This window comes from Agromyces sp. NPDC057865, assembly GCF_042796995.1.
Lineage (GTDB): Bacteria > Actinomycetota > Actinomycetes > Actinomycetales > Microbacteriaceae > Agromyces.
This window is the reverse complement of the sequence record NZ_JBHVMJ010000001.1, coordinates 831,207-844,221: the sequence shown is the minus strand read 5'-3', so window position 1 is coordinate 844,221 and position 13,015 is coordinate 831,207. Positions and strand designations below refer to the sequence as shown.

Annotated in this window: 12 protein-coding genes; 6 read left to right on the top strand and 6 right to left on the bottom strand. The window is 72.4% G+C overall.

Features of this window, described 5'->3' with window-relative positions:
* Nucleotides 1-33 precede the first annotated feature (33 nt).
* Nucleotides 34-1,287 carry a phenylacetate--CoA ligase PaaK gene (paaK, locus tag ACFVN5_RS03955; RefSeq protein WP_376954307.1) on the top strand — a complete coding sequence of 418 codons (1,254 nt, stop codon included), beginning with the start codon at nucleotides 34-36 and terminating at the stop codon, nucleotides 1,285-1,287.
* A 140-nt stretch (nucleotides 1,288-1,427) separates the two neighbouring features.
* Nucleotides 1,428-2,078, top strand: a complete 651-nt coding sequence (locus tag ACFVN5_RS03950; RefSeq protein ID WP_376953359.1) for a TetR/AcrR family transcriptional regulator — start codon at nucleotides 1,428-1,430, stop codon at nucleotides 2,076-2,078.
* 16 nt (nucleotides 2,079-2,094) lie between these two features.
* On the opposite strand, the gene ACFVN5_RS03945 is transcribed toward ACFVN5_RS03950, so the two are convergent.
* Nucleotides 2,095-2,289: a hypothetical protein gene (locus ACFVN5_RS03945; RefSeq protein ID WP_376953358.1), complete on the bottom strand. Its 195-nt coding sequence runs from the start codon at nucleotides 2,287-2,289 to the stop codon at nucleotides 2,095-2,097.
* A 111-nt stretch (nucleotides 2,290-2,400) separates the two neighbouring features.
* On the opposite strand from ACFVN5_RS03945, the gene ACFVN5_RS03940 reads away from it, so the two are divergent.
* The 3 genes from ACFVN5_RS03940 (at nucleotide 2,401) to ACFVN5_RS03930 (ending at nucleotide 5,055) form a co-directional block, all read left to right on the top strand.
* Entirely contained in the window at nucleotides 2,401-3,471 is a 1,071-nt protein-coding gene (locus tag ACFVN5_RS03940) for an LLM class flavin-dependent oxidoreductase (RefSeq protein ID WP_376953357.1), read from the top strand.
* Between the two features lie 166 nt (nucleotides 3,472-3,637).
* Complete coding sequence (locus tag ACFVN5_RS03935; protein ID WP_376953355.1) at nucleotides 3,638-4,345, top strand: GAF and ANTAR domain-containing protein; 708 nt, start codon at nucleotides 3,638-3,640, stop codon at nucleotides 4,343-4,345.
* Nucleotides 4,342-5,055 (top strand): ANTAR domain-containing protein, encoded by a 714-nt coding sequence (locus tag ACFVN5_RS03930; protein WP_376953354.1) that lies wholly within the window; start codon nucleotides 4,342-4,344, stop codon nucleotides 5,053-5,055. Before ACFVN5_RS03935 ends, ACFVN5_RS03930 begins: the two co-directional genes overlap by 4 nt.
* Before the next feature lie 25 nt (nucleotides 5,056-5,080).
* Here the strand turns inward: ACFVN5_RS03930 and ACFVN5_RS03925 are convergent, their stop codons facing one another.
* A complete protein-coding gene (locus ACFVN5_RS03925) occupies nucleotides 5,081-5,428 on the bottom strand; it encodes a hypothetical protein (RefSeq protein WP_376953353.1) in 348 nt (115 codons plus the stop codon).
* A 184-nt stretch (nucleotides 5,429-5,612) separates the two neighbouring features.
* On the opposite strand from ACFVN5_RS03925, the gene ACFVN5_RS03920 reads away from it, so the two are divergent.
* Nucleotides 5,613-7,712 carry a RecQ family ATP-dependent DNA helicase gene (locus tag ACFVN5_RS03920; protein ID WP_376953352.1) on the top strand — a complete coding sequence of 700 codons (2,100 nt, stop codon included), beginning with the start codon at nucleotides 5,613-5,615 and terminating at the stop codon, nucleotides 7,710-7,712.
* A 27-nt stretch (nucleotides 7,713-7,739) separates the two neighbouring features.
* Here the strand turns inward: ACFVN5_RS03920 and paaZ are convergent, their stop codons facing one another.
* The 4 genes from paaZ to ACFVN5_RS03900 form a co-directional block, all read right to left on the bottom strand.
* Nucleotides 7,740-9,821, bottom strand: a complete 2,082-nt coding sequence (gene paaZ / locus ACFVN5_RS03915) for a phenylacetic acid degradation bifunctional protein PaaZ (protein ID WP_376953351.1) — start codon at nucleotides 9,819-9,821, stop codon at nucleotides 7,740-7,742.
* A 133-nt stretch (nucleotides 9,822-9,954) separates the two neighbouring features.
* Nucleotides 9,955-10,929, bottom strand: a complete 975-nt coding sequence (locus ACFVN5_RS03910; protein WP_376953350.1) for a 3-hydroxyacyl-CoA dehydrogenase family protein — start codon at nucleotides 10,927-10,929, stop codon at nucleotides 9,955-9,957.
* Nucleotides 10,926-11,696, bottom strand: a complete 771-nt coding sequence (locus ACFVN5_RS03905; RefSeq protein WP_376953348.1) for an enoyl-CoA hydratase/isomerase family protein — start codon at nucleotides 11,694-11,696, stop codon at nucleotides 10,926-10,928. The genes ACFVN5_RS03910 and ACFVN5_RS03905 overlap by 4 nt, the downstream gene beginning before the upstream one ends.
* Nucleotides 11,696-12,892, bottom strand: a complete 1,197-nt coding sequence (locus ACFVN5_RS03900; RefSeq protein WP_376953347.1) for an acetyl-CoA C-acyltransferase — start codon at nucleotides 12,890-12,892, stop codon at nucleotides 11,696-11,698. The genes ACFVN5_RS03905 and ACFVN5_RS03900 overlap by 1 nt, the downstream gene beginning before the upstream one ends.
* Between the last annotated feature and the right edge of the window lie 123 nt (nucleotides 12,893-13,015).

The following is a 13,015-nucleotide window of genomic DNA, read 5'->3' as shown; positions in this document are numbered from 1 at the left end:
GTGCCCGCCGCCGAGCTCGACCCCGAGGAGCGGATGTCCCGCGCCGAGATCGAGGCGCTCCAGCTCGAGCGGCTGCAGCAGACCGTGTGGCACGCCTACGAGCACGTGCCGCTCTACACACGCAAGTTCGACGAGGCGGGCGTGCAGCCCGGCGACATCCGTTCGCTGGCGGATGTCGCGAAGCTGCCGTTCACGACCAAGGCCGACCTGCGCGAGACCTACCCCTTCGGCATGTTCGCCGTGCCCATGGAGCGGGTCGCGCGCATCCACGCCTCGAGCGGCACGACCGGCCGGCCGACCGTCGTCGGCTACACCGCGGGCGACCTCGACCGCTGGGCGACGCTCGTCGCCCGGTCGTTGCGGGCCAGCGGCATCCGGCCCGGCATGAAGGTGCACAACGCCTACGGCTACGGGCTCTTCACGGGCGGACTCGGCGCGCACGCCGGCATCGAGAAGCTCGGCGCGACGGTCATCCCGATGTCGGGCGGCCAGACCGCGCGCCAGGTGCAGCTCATCCGGGACTTCGAGCCCGACGCGATCCTCTGCACGCCGAGCTACCTGCTCACGATCGCCGACGCCATGGTCGAGCAGGGCATCGACCCGCGCTCCACGTCGCTCAAGGTCGCCGTGCTCGGCGCCGAGCCGTGGACCAACGAGATGCGCCACGAGCTCGAGCAGCGCCTCGGGCTCGACGCGCTCGACATCTACGGCCTCAGCGAGGTCATGGGACCGGGCGTGGGCAACGAGTGCCTCGAGACGAAGGACGGCCCCCACCTCTGGGAGGACCACTTCCTGCCCGAGATCATCGACGGCGACACCGGCGCCGTGCTGGCCGACGGCGACCTGGGAGAGCTCGTGTTCACGTCGCTCACGAAGGAGGCGTTCCCGGTCATCCGGTACCGCACGCGGGACCTCACCCGCCTGCTGCCCGGCACCGCCCGTCCCGGCATGCGTCGCATGGAGAAGATCACGGGCCGCAACGACGACATGATCATCCTGCGCGGCGTGAACCTGTTCCCCACGCAGATCGAGGAGCTCGTGCTCGGCATCGAGCAGCTCACGCCGCACTTCGTGCTCGAGCTCTCGAAGGAGGGGCGAATGGATGCCCTGAAGGTGCGCATCGAGCGGCACCCCGACCTCTCGATCGAGACGTGCGAGGCCGCCGCGGTCGTCCTCGCGCAGCGCATCAAGGTGCACGTCGGCTCGACGGTCGCCGTGCAGCTCGAGGAGCCGGGCGCCCTGCCGCGCAGCGAGGGCAAGTACAAGCGGGTCTACGACCTCCGCTGAGGTCGGAGACGTGCCGGGCGGCCGGCGCGGGGCATCCGCTCTGCGCCACTTCGGCGGCCACCGCGCCATCTCGCCTGGCGCAGAGGGCACGGAAGTGGCGCAACGGCCGGCGGGACGACCGAGATGGGAGACTGGGGGCGATGTCAGAGAACGGAAGCCTCCGACGGGGACGCCCCGGCTACGACCAGCAGGGCATCCTCGACGTCGCCGTCGCCGCGTTCAACCAGTACGGCTACGACGCGACGTCGATGGGCGTGCTCGCCGACCGGCTCGGCCTCTCGAAGTCCGCGATCTACCACCACTTCGCGTCGAAGGACGAGATCCTCGACCGCGCCCTCGACACGGCGCTCGGCGCGCTCGAGGGCGTGCTGGAGGAGGCGGCGCATCCTGAGCTCGTCGACGGGGCGGCGCCCCGGCGTGCCGCCGACCGGCTCGACCACGTGCTGCGCGGCGCCGTGCATGTGCTCGTCGAGAAGCTGCCCTACGTGACCCTGCTGCTGCGCGTGCGCGGCAACACCGAGGTGGAGCGCCGCGCCCTCGCCCGCCGGCGCGCGTTCGACAAGCGGGTGACGGCGCTCGTGTCCGAGGCGCAGGCCGAGGGGTCGCTGCGCAGCGACATCGACGTGCGCGTCGTGGAGCGGCTGCTGTTCGGCATGATCAACTCGATCGTCGAGTGGTACCGGCCGGGCGGCGCCGAGGACGCCGACCGCCTCGCCGACGACGTCATCGCGATCGCGCTCGACGGGCTGCGCATGCCCACGTCGAACCGAGTGCAGGAGCTGCTCGGCTGAGTCCGGGGCGCGAGGTCTACGCCGGGCAGGGCTCGTTCGTCGCGACGCGGGCGCGTGGCATCCGCTCGCGTCGACGTCGTGCGGGCGCCGGCGCGTCGCCCGACGCCACGGCGAGTCGTTCGGCCACGACCCGGCGACGCTCGAGCTGCTGCACGAGCTGGGCCTCGCGTGCCTCGGCGAGATGCGGGAAGGTCAGTTCCGAGATCAACATGTCCACTCCGGTTCCGTGCGTCGTTGACCCTAGACTCCTGTCTGAGGTGGCCGCCCGGCATCCGGCAGATGCCCTATTCTCGGCGGCCGCGGAGCAGAGGGGAATGAGCGGATGCCGCAGGATGCTGTACCCGTCGTGAAGCAGCGCATCGGATTCCTCTCGTTCGGCCACTGGCATCCCTCGCCGCAGTCGTCGACGCGCTCCGGACGCGACGCGCTCGTGCAGTCGATCGAGCTCGCGGTGGCGGCCGAGGAGCTCGGCATCGACGGCGCGTTCTTCCGCGTGCACCACTTCGCGCGGCAGCTCGCGAGCCCGTTCCCGCTGCTCGCCGCGATCGGCGCCCGCACGAGCCGCATCGAGATCGGCACGGGCGTCATCGACATGCGCTACGAGAACCCCCTCTACATGGCCGAGGATGCCGCGGCCGCCGACCTGATCAGCGCCCACGCCGGCGGCGAGGGGCGACTCCAGCTGGGCGTGAGCCGCGGCTCGCCCGAGCCCGCGCAGGACGGCTCGCACGCGTTCGGGTTCGTGCCGCCCGAAGGCGAGACTGACGCCGACCTCGCGCGCCAGAAGACCGAGCTGTTCCGCGCCGCGATCACGGGCGCCGGCGTCGTGGCGGGCAACCCGCAGATGACCGGGTCCACCGCGCCGCTGCCGATCCAGCCCCAGTCGCCCGGCCTCGTCGACCGCATCTGGTGGGGCAGCGGCACGCGTGCGACCGCTGAGTGGACCGCCGAGCAGGGCATGAACCTGATGAGCTCGACGCTGCTCACCGAGGACACGGGCGTGCCGTTCGACGAGCTGCAGTACGAGCAGATCCAGCTGTACCGCGACGCGTGGGAGGCCGCCGGCTGGGAGCGGACGCCGCGCGTCTCGGTGTCGCGCAGCGTGATCCCGCTCGTGACCGACGAGGACCGCGAGTACTTCGGCCCCCGCGTCGGCAGCGACACGAGGGACCAGGTCGGATTCCTCGACGGCGGGCTCGCGCGCTTCGGCAAGAGCTACATCGGCGAGCCCGACCGCATCGCCGAGGAACTCGCGAACGACAAGGCCGTCGCGGCCGCCGACACGCTGCTCGTCACCGTGCCGAACCAGCTCGGCGTCGACTACAACGCGCGGCTGCTCGCCTCGATCGCCGAGCACGTCGGCCCGGCGATCGGGTGGACGCCGAATCGCTGATCCTGGAGCGACCTGCCGCGAGGCCGCTCACGCGGACGTCTCGCCGTCTCTCCGCCGCGCAGAAACACAACCCCCGTGTGGGCGGGATTCCGCTGCGATACCGTGAGCACGTGATGGTGCAGCGAGCGCCCGAGGCGATGGTGGCCGAGATGCCGCGGAGCCCGCGATGAGCGCTCGCTTCGACGCGGCCATCGAGGTGCTCTCGCGCCCCCATCTCGTCGACGAGGACCTCACCGACTCCGTGCTCGTCGCGATCCCGATGTCGGGTGCAGCGGTGTCGACCCTCGGGCGGTTCCTCGGCTCCGAGACGGTCTCGGCGAGCGACGAGATCGCGGCACGCATCGACGAGCTGCAGCTCGACCTCGGCGAGGGACCGTGCTGGGACTCGGTCGACCTCGGCCGGCCCATCCTCGAACCCGACATCCGGAACCACCCACGTCGGAACTGGCCGGCCTTCTCCGACGCACTCCGCGAGGAGCAGGTCGGGGCGCTGTTCGCGTTCCCACTCTCGATCGGCGCGATGCACATCGGCGCGCTCGACCTCTACAACGAACGGCCGGCCGAGCTCCCGCTCGAGCAGGCGGAACAGGTGGCCGCCATCACGGACCTCATCAGCCGGCACGTGCTCCGACGCGCAGTGCGCCTCGCCGGCAACCTCGAGGAGGACGGCCAGACCCGACATTCCCGCCGAACGATCCACCAGGCCACCGGATTCGTGATCGCCCAGCTCGGCATCTCGGCGGAGGACGCCCACGCGCTCATCCAGGGGCAGGCGTTGACCGAGCGGCGGAGCATGCGGGCGATCGCCGACGACATCGTGTCGCGTCGACTCACCTTCCGGATGGTCGAGAACCGCATCGAAGACGTCCGATGAGGGACACCGATCGGCACGACCGCATCCTCGAGGTCTTCGCGGGCCTGGCCGACACGCTGGTCGACGACTACGACGTGGTCGAGCTGCTGCAGACGCTCGTCGAGACCTGCCGTACGCTGCTCGACGTCTCGGCGGCCGGACTGCTGCTCGCCGACGAATTCGGCGACCTCGAGCTCGTCGTGTCCACGAACGAGGAGAGCCGACTCGTCGAGACCATCCAGCTGTCCGCCGAGGCCGGGCCCTGCATCGACAGCTACCGCACGGCGCTCGTGATCTCGGTGCCCGACATCGAGAGCGCGCCGACGAGCTGGGGTCCGTTCAACCGGGCGGCGCTCGACGCCGGCTTCCGGTCGGCGTACGCGATCCCCCTCCGCCTCCGCGACACGACCATCGGCTCGGTCAACCTGCTCCGGACCGAGACCGGCGAGCTGAACGCGCACGACCTCCGCGCCGCGCAGGCGCTCGCCGACGTGGCGACGATCGGCATCCTGCATGAGCGCACGATGCGCGCGACCGAGACGACCCGAGAGCAGCTCCAGTTCGCGTTGAACACGCGCGTCGTCATCGAGCAGGCGAAGGGCGTGCTCGCGCACACGCACGACGTGTCGATGGACCAGGCGTTCGAGATGATGCGGCACTACGCCCGGAACAACCAACTGCCGCTCACGAGCGTCGCGGAGCAGCTGGTGCAGCGCCACCTCATCTTCTGAACGCGGAGCTCCGGGGCACCCCGCGTCAGTAGTCGAGGAAGTCCTCGTCGGACGCGGCGAGCTGGCCCATCTCCTCGGTCGTCAGGCTTCTGACCGTGTGTCGTCGCTTCGCCGCCCGTCGGTCGAGGTCCGCGATGAGCACATCGTCGTGGAGCTCCTCGGGATTGCCGGGACCGATGTCCGTGGCGGCGATGGGCAGCCCGGCGCCCAGGACCAGGCGGACCTCGCGCAATGACCCGTCGGGCTCCCGGACGGGCAACGCCACCACGTCGGCGTCCCCGCTGCGGGCGAGGAGGGCGGCGTAGTCGAGCACGGCGCGAGCGATCTCGTCGCCGGTGAGGTACGCGACCGCTCCATAGTGGATTCGGTGCATGGTCCCAGACCCCCCTCTGGAAGCGGAGTGCCGCCGAGGCGGCCGGTAGGGTTCCGATCCCAGGGTCCGGGGGGTCGACAGGTCCACGCTAACGCGGCCGCCGAGCCGCCTCAATCCCTTGTGGTGAAGCCGGTCTCGTGGATCGCATCGCGTGGATGTCGGCCGCATCGACGAGAGTGGAGGCATGACCGCCCTCGTCACGACCGACGCCACGCGTGCCGACGCCCTCGCCGCGCTCCGCGAGCTCGTGGGCCGGCCCGACGCGGAGTTCCACGACGGGCAGTTCGAGGCGATCGAGGCGCTCGTCGACGGGCGAGGCCGCGCGCTCGTGGTGCAGCGCACCGGCTGGGGCAAGTCCGCGGTCTACTTCGTGGCCACGGCGCTGCTCCGCCGCAGGGGCGGCGGTCCGACCGTGCTCGTCTCGCCGCTGCTCGCGCTGATGCGCGACCAGATCGCGGCGGCCGAGCGTGCGGGCGTGCGCGCGGTGGCGATCAACTCGACGAATCCGCACGAGTGGGACGACGTCGTGCGCCGGCTCGACGCCGACGAGGTCGACGTGCTGCTGGTGTCGCCCGAGCGGCTCAACAACCCCTCGTTCCGCGAGCAGCAGCTGCCTGCGCTGGTGCGACGCATCGGGCTGCTCGTCGTCGACGAGGCGCACTGCATCAGCGACTGGGGTCATGACTTCCGGCCCGACTACCGTCGGCTCCGCGACCTCATCGCCCGCATTCCGGCCGACGTGCCGGTGCTCGCGACCACGGCCACGGCGAACAGCCGGGTGGTGGCGGATGTCGCGGAGCAGCTCGGCGGGAGCGAGGTGCTGACGATCCGCGGCCCGTTGGCCCGCTCGTCGCTTCGCCTCGGCGTCCTGCGACTCCCCGACTCCACGACCCGCCTGGCCTGGCTGCTGAGCCACCTCGACGACCTGCCCGGCTCGGGCATCATCTACACGCTGACCGTCTCGGCGGCGAACGACACGGCGCGCCTCCTGCGCGAGCGCGGGCACGACGTCCGCGCCTATACGGGCCAGACCGATCCCGACGAGCGCGAGGAGTCCGAGCGCCTGCTGAAGCGCAACGAGGTGAAGGCGCTCATCGCCACGAGCGCGCTCGGCATGGGATTCGACAAGCCCGACCTCGGCTTCGTGGTGCACCTCGGGGCGCCGTCGTCGCCGGTCGCCTACTACCAGCAGGTCGGGCGGGCCGGCCGAGCGACCGAGCGCGCCGACGTGCTCCTGCTCCCCGGCAACGAGGACCCGGCGATCTGGCACTACTTCGCGACGGCGTCGATGCCCGACGAGGAGCGCGCCCGCCGCGTGATCGACGAGCTGTCCGACGAGCCGCTGTCGACGCCGGCGCTCGAGGCCCGGGTCGACATCCGCCGCACGCCGCTCGAGCTGCTGCTCAAGGTGCTCGACGTCGACGGCGCCGTCCGGCGTGTGCAGGGCGGCTGGGTCGCGACGGGCGAGCCGTGGAGCTACGACGCCGAGCGCTACGGGCGCATCGCCGAGGAGCGCGAAGCCGAGCAGCGGCACATGATCGAGTACGAGCAGACCGACGGATGCCGCATGGCGTTCCTCCAGCGCTCGCTCGACGACGAGACGGCGGTGCCCTGCGGCCGCTGCGACACCTGTGCCGGCGCCTGGTACCCCGGCGGACTGGCCGACGGCGCCGCCGAGGCCGCCGCCGGCGCGCTCGACCGGGTGGGCGTGCCCATCGAGCCGCGTCGCGCCTGGCCGACCGGCGCCGACCGGCTCGGGGTCCCGGTCAAGGGCCGCATCCCGGCCGGCGAGCAGGCCGACAAGGGCCGGGCGCTCGCCCGGCTGACCGACCTCGGCTGGGGCGGCACCATGCGCGAGCTGCTCGCGCCGGGCACGCCCGACGGGCCGGTCCCGTCGCAGGTGCTGGCGGCCTGCGTGCGCGTGCTCGCCGACTGGGGCTGGGCCGATCGGCCCGTCGCCGTCGCCTCGGTGCCGTCGCGGTCGCGGCCGCTGCTCGTCGACTCGCTCGCCCGTGGCATCGCCGAGATCGGACGGATGCCCTACCTCGGGGCGCTCACGCCGGTGGACGGCGGCCCCGCCGGTCGGCCCGGCGGGAACAGCGCCTTCCGGCTCGCCGGCGTCTGGGACCGGTTCACCGCCGACGGGCTCGAGATGCCCGAGGGCGGCGTCCTGCTCGTCGACGACCAGGCCGACAGCCGGTGGACGCTCACCGTCGCGGCACGGACCCTACGGGAGCGAGGCGCGACCGCGGTGCTCCCGTTCGTGCTGGCGCTGCGCGGCTGAGGCCCGCGACGCGGCGGGTCCCCGGCGCTACGCCGGCTGCGGCGCCTGCTCCTTCGCCACGAGGGTGAGCACGTCGTAGGTCGCGACGAGCTCGTCGTCCTGGTTCTTCAGCACCGCGTCCCAGCGCACCTCGCCGTACTCGTCGGTCTCGCGCGGAGAGATCTGCTTCGCCGTGAGCTCGACCCGGATCGAGTCGCCGGGCGACACCGGCGTGATGAAGCGCAGGTTCTCCAGGCCGTAGTTCGCGAGCACCGGGCCGGGCGCGGCGTCGACGAACAGGCCGGCGGCCCACGACACGAGCAGGTAGCCGTGCGCGACGCGCCCCGGGAAGAACGGGTTCGCTGCCGCGGCCTCCTCGTCCATGTGCGCGTAGAACGTGTCTCCGGTGAACTCCGCGAACGTCTCGATGTCCTCGAGGGTCACCGTGCGGGACGCCGAGACGACCTGGTCGCCGATGCGCAGCTCCGCGAGCGACTTGCGGAACGGGTGCACGCCGTCGGCCTGCGACGCCGCGCCCTGGTGCCACACGCCGGTCAGCGCGGTGAGCATCTCGGGCGAGCCCTGCACGGCGGTGCGCTGCATGTGGTGCAGCACGGCACGGATGCCGCCGAGCTCCTCGCCGCCGCCGGCGCGACCGGGTCCGCCGTGCACGAGGTTCGGCAGCGGCGAGCCGTGGCCCGTCGAGCTGCGCGCGTCGTCGCGGTCGAGGAAGAGCACGCGGCCGTTGTACGCCGCGATGCCCGCCGCGAGCGCGACGGCGACCGAGGGGTCGTGCGTCGCGACGCTCGTGACGAGCGATCCGCCGCCGCGGGCCACCAGCCCGGTGGCCTCGTCGAGCGAGCCGTAGCCGACGATCGACGCGACCGGCCCGAACGCCTCGACCTCGTGCAGCGCGGGGCTCGCGGCATCCGCGAACCGCAGCAGCATGGGGCCGACGAAGGCGCCGTCGGGCGCGGCACCGGTGCTGCCGTCGGCGTGCACGATGCTCGGGGCATCCGTCGAGCCGATGACGAGCTCGCCGCCCGCCTGCTCGAGCCGGCCGACCTGGCGGAGCACCTCGTCGCGCTGGGTGAGCGAGGCGAGCGGGCCCATCGTGACGCCCTCGGCGCGCGGGTCGCCGACGACCACGCGCTCGGCGATGCGCGCGCGCACGGCGTCGATGACCGCGTCGACGGATGCCTCGGGCACGATCGCGCGGCGGATGGCGGTGCACTTCTGGCCCGCCTTGGAGGTCATCTCTACGACGAGCTGCTTCACGTACGCGTCGAACTCGGGCGTGCCCGACACCGCGTCGGTGCCGAGGATCGACGCGTTGATCGAGTCGGTCTCGCTCGTGAACCGCACGCCGCCCGTCTGCACGGAGTCGTGCGAGCGCAGTCGCTCGGCGGTGGACGCCGAGCCGGTGAACGCGACGAGGTCGCCGAGGCGCAGGTGGTCGAAGAGGTCGGGCACGCTGCCCGACACGAGCTGCAGCGACCCCTCGGGCAGCAGGCCCGACTCGACGAGGATGCGCACCATGGCCTCGGCGACGTAGCCCGTGGGGGTCGCGGGCTTCACGATCGTCGGGACGCCGGCGAGGAAGGCCGGGGCGAACTTCTCGAGCGAGCCCCACACCGGGAAGTTGAAGGCGTTGATCTGCACGGCCACGCCGGGGAGCCGGGTATAGATATGCCGGCCGAGGAATGAGCCGTCCTTCGACAGGTTCTCGACGTTGCCGTCGATGTAGACCGTGCTGTTCGGCATCTCGCGGCGGCCCTTGCCCGAGTAGGTGAAGAGCACGCCGATGCCGCCGTCGATGTCGACCCACGAGTCCTGCTTCGTCGCACCCGTGCGGCTCGAGAGCTCGTAGAGCTCGGCCTTGCGCTCGGTGAGCGCGAGCGCGAACTGCTTGAGCAGCACCGCGCGCTGGTGGAACGTCAGCTCGCCGAGGCTCGCCTGGCCCACCGTGCGGGCGTACTCCAGCGCTCCCGCGAGGTCGAGCCCCTCGGTCGACACGCGGGCGATCACGTCGCCCGTCGAGGCGTCGCGCACCTCGGTCGCCGACGCCGCGGCCGCGGCGTCCGGCGTCCACCACTGGCCCTGGAGGTAGCTCGGCAGGATCTCGGTCATCGTGTGTTCCTCTCGAAGGTGTTCAGATCCGGTGATCGAGTAGCGCCCGGCGAAGCCGGACGCGTATCGAGATCCGTTTCGCGTCTCGATACGCGTCCGGCTGCGCGCGGCGCTCCTCGACGACCGGGAAGCGTCACGGCGCATCCCACAGGTAGAAGCCCTCGCCCGTCTTGCGGCCGAGCTTGCCCTCCGCCACCATGCGGCGCAGCAGCGCCGGCGGCGCGAATCGCTCGCCGAGCGTCGACGAGAGGTACTCGGCGATGCCGAGCCGCACGTCGAGGCCGACGATGTCGGTGAGCCGCAGGGGGCCCACCGGATGCTTGTACCCCAGCGTCATCGCGGCGTCGATGTCCTCGGCGCTGGCCACGCCGTCCTCGAGCATGCGGATGGCCTCGAGCCCGAGCGCGACACCGAGTCGAGACGACGCGAAGCCCGGGGCATCCGCGACGACGATCGGCGTCTTGCCGATCGCGTGCACCCACTCGCGGGCCTCCGCCACGAGGGTGCCCTGCGAGGCGTCGCCGCGCACGATCTCGACGAGCGATGAGGCCGGCACGGGGTTGAAGAAGTGCATGCCGAGGAAGCGGTCGGGCCGGTCGAGCAGCGCAGCGAGCTGGTCGATCGAGATCGACGACGTGTTCGACGCGAGCGCGGCCTCGGGCGGCAGCACCGCCTCGACGCGGGTGAGCGCGTCGATCTTCAGCTCGAGGTCCTCGGGCACGGCCTCGATCACGAGGCCCGCGCGTGCGAAGTCCGAGACGTCGGTGCTCGTGGCGAAACGGGCGGCGATCGCCGACTCGTCGTCGTCGGCGGTGCCGCGGGCGACGGATGCCGCGACGGACTCGAGCACGCGCGCCGAGGCCGCGCCCGCGGCATCCGCGTCACGCTCGACGACGGTCACGCGCGAGCCGGCGAGCAGGAACGCGTGCGCGATGCCGGCGCCCATGCGTCCGCCGCCGAGCACGCCGACGTCGGACGGTGCTCCCGTGGCGGTCGCTGATCGAGTAGCGCCGCGCGGAGCGCGACGCGTATCGAGATCCTCGTCGCCAGGTCTCGATACGCGTCCGGCTTCGCCGGGCGCTACTCGACCACCGGACATCTCGCTCATCGCTTCTGCCTCCGCTCCAGGAACTCGGTCATGCGCCGGAACTTCTCGGGGCTCTCGAAGAGGTCGGCCTGGGTCTCGAGGTCGACGGCCGGATGCTCCGCGCGCGGAGCGCGGAAGACGCGCTTCGTGGCGATCGTGGCGGCGCGGTCGTTGGCCGCGATCCGGTCGGCGATCGCGTGCGCCGCGGGCAGCAGCTCGTCGACGGGGTGCACCTCGGTGACGAGGCCGAGGTCGCGCGCCTCGTCGGCGCCGACCGCGCGGCCCGTGAGGAGCAGCTCGATCGCGCGCGCCTCGCCGACGATCTCCTTCAGGCGCCAGCTCGCCCCGGCCGCCGCGATGATGCCGAGTCCGGTCTCGGGGTTGCCGATGCGCAGGCGCGGCGTGGCGATGCGGATGTCGGCCGCGTACGCGAGCTCGGCGCCGCCGCCGAGCGCGTACCCGTCGAGGGCCGCGATGACGGGCATGGGCAGCTCGTGCACGCGCACGAACGCGTTCGCGTTGATGCCGCGGCGGGCGTCGGCGGCCCGTCGCTCGCGCAGCTCGCCGATGTCGGCGCCCGACGCGAACACGCCTCCGGCGCCCGTGAGGATCAGGATCCGCGGGATCGCCTCGAGCTCGGCGCAGAGCAGGTGCAGCGCGTCGATCGTGGCCTGGTCGATCGCGTTCCGCTTCTCGGGACGGTTGAGCGTGGCGACCACGCGGTCGTCGAACCGCTCGACGCGCAGGGGCCCGCCCGCGGCATCCGACAGCGGGTGCACGTCGGCCATCACACGCGCTCCACGATCAGCGCGGTGCCCTGGCCGACGCCGACGCACATCGTCGCGAGGCCATAGCGCGAGCCCTCGCGCTCCATGCGTCCGAGCAGGGTCACCACGAGTCGCGAACCCGACGAGCCGAGCGGATGCCCCAGCGCGATCGCGCCGCCGTCGGCGTTCACGCGCGACTCGTCGAGGCCGAGCCGGCGGATGCACGCGATGGACTGGGTGGCGAACGCCTCGTTGAGCTCGACCGAGCCGATGTCGTCGAGGTCGATGCCCGCCCGCTCGAGGGCCTTCTCGGTCGCGGGGACCGGCCCGAGGCCCATGATCTCGGGCGCGAGCCCCGCGCTCGTGCCGACGACCACGCGGGCGCGGGGCGTGAGGCCGTAGCGCTCGACCGCCTCGCCGCTCGCGACGAGGATCGCGGATGCGCCGTCGTTGAGCGCGCTCGAGTTGCCGGCCGTCACGACCGAGCCGCCGTGCACCACGGGACGCAGGCCCGCGAGCACCTCGAGCGTCGTCTCGGGGCGGGGGCCCTCGTCGACGAGCACCTCGCCCTTGTGGGTCTGGACCCCGACGATCTCGGGCTCGAACCGGCCCGCGGCGATGGCGGCGGCGGCCCGCTGCTGCGAACGGAGGGCGAACGCGTCCGCGTCCTCGCGCGTGATGCCGTCGACGCGGGCGACCTCCTCGGCGGTCTCGGGCATCGCGTAGGTGGCCTTGTCGCGGGCGAGCAGCTGCGGATTCGGGAAGCGCCAGCCGATCGACGTGTCGTAGGCGGCGCCGGGCTTGGCCCACGGCCGGTCGGGCTTGGCCTGCACCCAGGGCGCACGGGTCATCGACTCGACGCCCCCCGCGATGATCAGGTCGGCGTCGCCGGCGCGGATGGCCTGGGAGGCCATCGTGATGGCCGACATGCCCGACGCGCAGAGCCGGTTGACGGTGATGCCGGGCACCTCGTCGGGCAGGCCCGCGAGCAGCACCGACATGCGCCCGACGTTGCGGTTGTCCTCGCCGGCCTGGTTGGCGGCGCCGAGGATGACCTCGTCGATGGCGCCGAGCTCGCCGGCCCGGTCGAGGTCGGTGCGTCGCACCAGCTCGCCGACCACGAGGGCGGCGAGGTCGTCGGGCCGCACGCTCGCGAGCGCACCGCCGTAGCGTCCGACCGGGGTGCGCACCCCGCCGACGAGGTAGGCCTCCGCCATGCTCACTCCTGACTGCATCGTCCGGGAACGCTCGCCCGCCCAGCGTATTCGCCGACGGGTCCTCCGGGCCGAGCGGCAGCTCGGGTTCGGAATTGGCAACCGACCGTTCAGTCAGTAATTATG

What these genes read in the sequence shown, in the direction of transcription:
- paaK (WP_376954307.1), top strand. Translation starts at nt 34, where the DNA reads ATGTCCCGCGCCGAGATCGAGGCGCTCCAGCTCGAGCGGCTGCAGCAG.
- ACFVN5_RS03950 (WP_376953359.1), top strand. Translation starts at nt 1,428, where the DNA reads ATGTCAGAGAACGGAAGCCTCCGACGGGGACGCCCCGGCTACGACCAG.
- ACFVN5_RS03945 (WP_376953358.1), bottom strand. Translation starts at nt 2,289, where the DNA reads ATGTTGATCTCGGAACTGACCTTCCCGCATCTCGCCGAGGCACGCGAG.
- ACFVN5_RS03940 (WP_376953357.1), top strand. Translation starts at nt 2,401, where the DNA reads ATGCCGCAGGATGCTGTACCCGTCGTGAAGCAGCGCATCGGATTCCTC.
- ACFVN5_RS03935 (WP_376953355.1), top strand. Translation starts at nt 3,638, where the DNA reads ATGAGCGCTCGCTTCGACGCGGCCATCGAGGTGCTCTCGCGCCCCCAT.
- ACFVN5_RS03930 (WP_376953354.1), top strand. Translation starts at nt 4,342, where the DNA reads ATGAGGGACACCGATCGGCACGACCGCATCCTCGAGGTCTTCGCGGGC.
- ACFVN5_RS03925 (WP_376953353.1), bottom strand. Translation starts at nt 5,428, where the DNA reads ATGCACCGAATCCACTATGGAGCGGTCGCGTACCTCACCGGCGACGAG.
- ACFVN5_RS03920 (WP_376953352.1), top strand. Translation starts at nt 5,613, where the DNA reads ATGACCGCCCTCGTCACGACCGACGCCACGCGTGCCGACGCCCTCGCC.
- paaZ (WP_376953351.1), bottom strand. Translation starts at nt 9,821, where the DNA reads ATGACCGAGATCCTGCCGAGCTACCTCCAGGGCCAGTGGTGGACGCCG.
- ACFVN5_RS03910 (WP_376953350.1), bottom strand. Translation starts at nt 10,929, where the DNA reads ATGAGCGAGATGTCCGGTGGTCGAGTAGCGCCCGGCGAAGCCGGACGC.
- ACFVN5_RS03905 (WP_376953348.1), bottom strand. Translation starts at nt 11,696, where the DNA reads ATGGCCGACGTGCACCCGCTGTCGGATGCCGCGGGCGGGCCCCTGCGC.
- ACFVN5_RS03900 (WP_376953347.1), bottom strand. Translation starts at nt 12,892, where the DNA reads ATGGCGGAGGCCTACCTCGTCGGCGGGGTGCGCACCCCGGTCGGACGC.